This window comes from Collinsella aerofaciens (genome assembly GCF_039758965.1).
In the GTDB taxonomy this organism is placed as follows: Bacteria; Actinomycetota; Coriobacteriia; order Coriobacteriales; family Coriobacteriaceae; genus Collinsella; species Collinsella aerofaciens_BR.
This window is the reverse complement of the sequence record NZ_JBDMSL010000043.1, coordinates 1-3,406: the sequence shown is the minus strand read 5'-3', so window position 1 is coordinate 3,406 and position 3,406 is coordinate 1. Positions and strand designations below refer to the sequence as shown.

At 61.2% G+C, this 3,406-nt stretch carries 3 protein-coding genes; 1 reads left to right on the top strand and 2 read right to left on the bottom strand.

The annotated features are described in order from the left end of the window. Nucleotides 1-301: 301 nt before the first annotated feature. Nucleotides 302-1,102 carry an SDR family NAD(P)-dependent oxidoreductase gene (locus ABHU32_RS09875; RefSeq protein ID WP_006235414.1) on the bottom strand — a complete coding sequence of 267 codons (801 nt, stop codon included), beginning with the start codon at nt 1,100-1,102 and terminating at the stop codon, nt 302-304. Nucleotides 1,103-1,113: 11 nt separating this feature from the next. Then, nucleotides 1,114-1,305 carry a dsRNA-binding motif domain-containing protein gene (locus tag ABHU32_RS09870; RefSeq protein WP_148332093.1) on the bottom strand — a complete coding sequence of 64 codons (192 nt, stop codon included), beginning with the start codon at nt 1,303-1,305 and terminating at the stop codon, nt 1,114-1,116. Between the two features lie 91 nt (nt 1,306-1,396). On the opposite strand from ABHU32_RS09870, the gene ABHU32_RS09865 reads away from it, so the two are divergent. Further along, complete coding sequence (locus tag ABHU32_RS09865; protein WP_346979799.1) at nt 1,397-3,160, top strand: coiled-coil domain-containing protein; 1,764 nt, start codon at nt 1,397-1,399, stop codon at nt 3,158-3,160. The last annotated feature ends 246 nt before the right edge of the window (nt 3,161-3,406 follow it).

Here is a 3,406-nt window from a genome sequence, read left to right as displayed (position 1 = left end):
ACGGCAGGCCCCGCCGACCGATTGCAAGCGGTCGGCGGGGCCATTGTGGCTCTTGACAGCGGATTGGGTCATATGAGAGAAAACCCGCCAGATCGAGCAAGGTGCCTTCAAGCAAAATGGCGCCGCAGGTTGAGCATAAGTCAGCGAGCGGGCCGCATTTGAGACAAGGTGATGTGAAACGAAAGGGCACTGACCTTCTGGTCGCGCCCTTGAAGTTGAACGTCAGATTGTCCAAATGCGGCCCGCGCAGCGTCGGCTGGTCCGCCGTTCGTTAGAACGGCGGAACCTGAGACGTAACCCCCTACGGCCGCTGGCCCATGCCACCCTCGAGGGTGACGGTCTCGCCGTTCATGTACTTAAAGTCGGGACCGCAGAGCTGAACGACAACGCGGCCGATCTCCTTCTCGACGTCGCCGTAGTGACCCGCCGGCGGCATGTGGACGTTGGCCTTGAACGCCTCGGGATAGGCATCCTGGAAGTTCTCGAGCGCAGCGGTCCAAGCAAGCGGGCACACGATGTTGACGTTGATGCCGTCCTTGCCCCACTCGTTGGCGGCAACGCGGGTCAGGCCGCGGATGCCCTCCTTGGCGGCGGCATAGCTGCACTGGCCATAATTGCCAAACAGGCCGGCGCCCGAAGCGAAGTTGACCACGGAGCCCTTGGTCTCCTTCAGGTGCGGATAGGCCTTCTGCATGTACAGGTAGGTGGCATACAGGCCAGAGTAAATGGCCAGGTTGAACTGATCCATGGTGTGATCGGCGATGGTCACGCCCGAGGCGCTGGCCTGAGCATTGTTGACGACGGCGTCGATGCGGCCGAACTCCTCAATGGCCTTGTCGATGACGTTCTGGACGACGGCCTCGTTGTCCTGACCAGCCGAGACATCGGCCTGAACAGGCAGAACCTTGACGCCGTACTCGGCCTCGAGAGACTCCTTGGCGGCCTCGAGCTTGGCGACGTTGCGGCCGGTGATGACGAGGTTCGCGCCCTCCTTGGCAAATGCGATATCGATGCCGTAGCCGATGGAGCCAGCGGAACCGTCCTTAAGCGTGGCCTTGCCGCCGCCGGTGACGATCACGGTCTTACCAGTGAAAAGTCCCATACAAAGTCCTTTCAAATCGCGACGGGCACGCCCGCCGACTGCGCGCATCCAACTTCACGCGCCAAAAGCTGAAATGCAACTTTAGCTTCTTCAAGTGAAAAATAAAGCCCATGGCAGGCGAACGGCACCACGTCGTTCGGCGAAGGGATTGTCAAGTACAAACTGAATAAAGCGATCGAGTTATTGCTATCAGATCGAGCCATCGAACACGTTTTGAAACTTTGCTGCGGCGCGCGGGATGTCGGCGCGAGACTTTATCATAGGGTGACAAACAACGATGAGGAGCACATGCCTATGACAGACGAGCTGGACCCCCAGACTCAACAGCATATTGATGATTCCGCAGACGTCACCGCAGATACTGACGCTGTGACCTGCGATGGTATCGACATCGACGACCCCATCTTGAACGAAAGCGCTACGGCGGAAACCCCCGAAACAGAAAACGCCGATGAGCAAAACGACGATGCGCCCGCTCAGGACGACGCCCCTGTACAGGACGACGCCCCGCAAGCAGCGGGCCCCATCGAGGTGTCTTCGGAAGAAGAGCTCGATGCCGTCATGGACTCCATGATGGATGCTGTCAAAGCGATGAAAGACGCCGTCGCCGATGCCGATATCGATGCCGAGGAAGAGGAGGCCGCCGAGGCGGCCTCGACCTTTGTGCCCGGCGAGACTCCGGTTGCCGACCAGGGCAGCACCATGCCCTCGTTTCTGCAGCTCGAGCACCCCACGATTGGCGCCGATGCGGTCGATCCGCACGCAGCAGGCTTTTCTGTGGTCGAGGGCGGTACCGGCAATATCGCCGCGCCGCAGGCTGCCGATGCGGACGCTGCCGACACCGCTCGCCCGACCGCCCCGCACTCCCCCGCCGCAAGCCGCGATCTGGGGACCGCTGTCTCGAACACTGCGAACGCCGTGGGTACCTTTATCGCCCAGGGCGCCTCGGCCATGCGCGAGATGAACGCCGCGAAAAAGGCACTTGCCGATGCCCGCGCCCACCTGGCCGAACTTGAGCAGCGCATTGCCGATCAGGCCGAGGAACTCGAGACGCGCCAGGATATCGCAGGCCGCTACGACCAGATCGTCGCCGACCAGCGCCAGGCGATCGCCACAGCGCAAAAGACCGCTGCGGCAGCCGAAATCAATCGCGATGTCCATGCTTCCAAAGTAGCAGAGCTCAAGGGTCAGCTCGAACAAATGAAGACAGAGGATGACGCGACCGAGCTCCGCCTGAAGGCCGCGCTCGATGCCGTGGAGGCCCGCGAGGCGAGCTCGCGCGAGACCGGCAACCGCCTCGTTCGCCGTCTTGAGGATTCCAAGCGCATCCGCGACAAGGTGCAGGCCGAGCGAGACGCCGGCATTGCCGCCGCACAACAAACCGTCGACGCCACGCGCGCCCAGCTCGAGACACTGCGTCATGAGTATGCCGAGCTGCAACGCAATCCCTCGGCAAATCCCGCCAACTATACGGTGCGCACCAGCGAGCTCTCGATGCAGATCTCCGACACGGCAGATGCCCTGCGTAAAGCCGAAGAAGATGTCCCGCGTATCACCGCCGACCTTGAACACTCGCTTGCCGCAGCCGAGCAGGCCGTCGAGCAAGCTCAAGCCCCTATCGCCGACGCAAAACGCGCGCACCAAGCCGTGACGACCGAAGCCGATGCCGCGCGCGACGAGCTGCAGACGGCGAAGACTGCCGCCGCGACTCGTCAGCGCGAACTGCGCGAGAAGATCACTGCCGAGGACAAGGCACGCCGCGACCAGGAGCAGAGCATCGCCAACGCCCAAGCAGATGCCGCACATGCGCAGTCAATCATCGAACAGGCGACCGAGGTGCACGACCACCCAGAGATCACTGAGTCGCTTGCAGGATCCTTGGCCCGAGACAAAGCCGAACACGCCGAGACCGAGCGAGAAGTCGCCCAGCTCGAGGCCGCCGAGGACGCGGTGCGCGAGCGTACCCGCGACTCACGCATCAAATTCACAGGCGCCATCGTCTGCGTCGTCGCCGCAATCCTGGTGATCATCGCAATCTGGCTGTTCGCGAGCAAGTAAACCAGCCGCCAAAAAACGCCCAACGCAGTTGCGGTGAGATAGTTCCTGTTTAGCCCTCAAAAAGCCAATTCAATAGTCATTGGGGACGTTCTTAAACGACTAGTCAAACAAGAACATCCCCAACGACCACCAATCTCTTGACATAAGGACTGTCCCCAGGTGCCGGCACAGACGATATGAGCAGGACATAAAAACATTGAGAGCCCCTGCTGCATGAAAGACCGCGGATTAGGCCGACAATGGTGA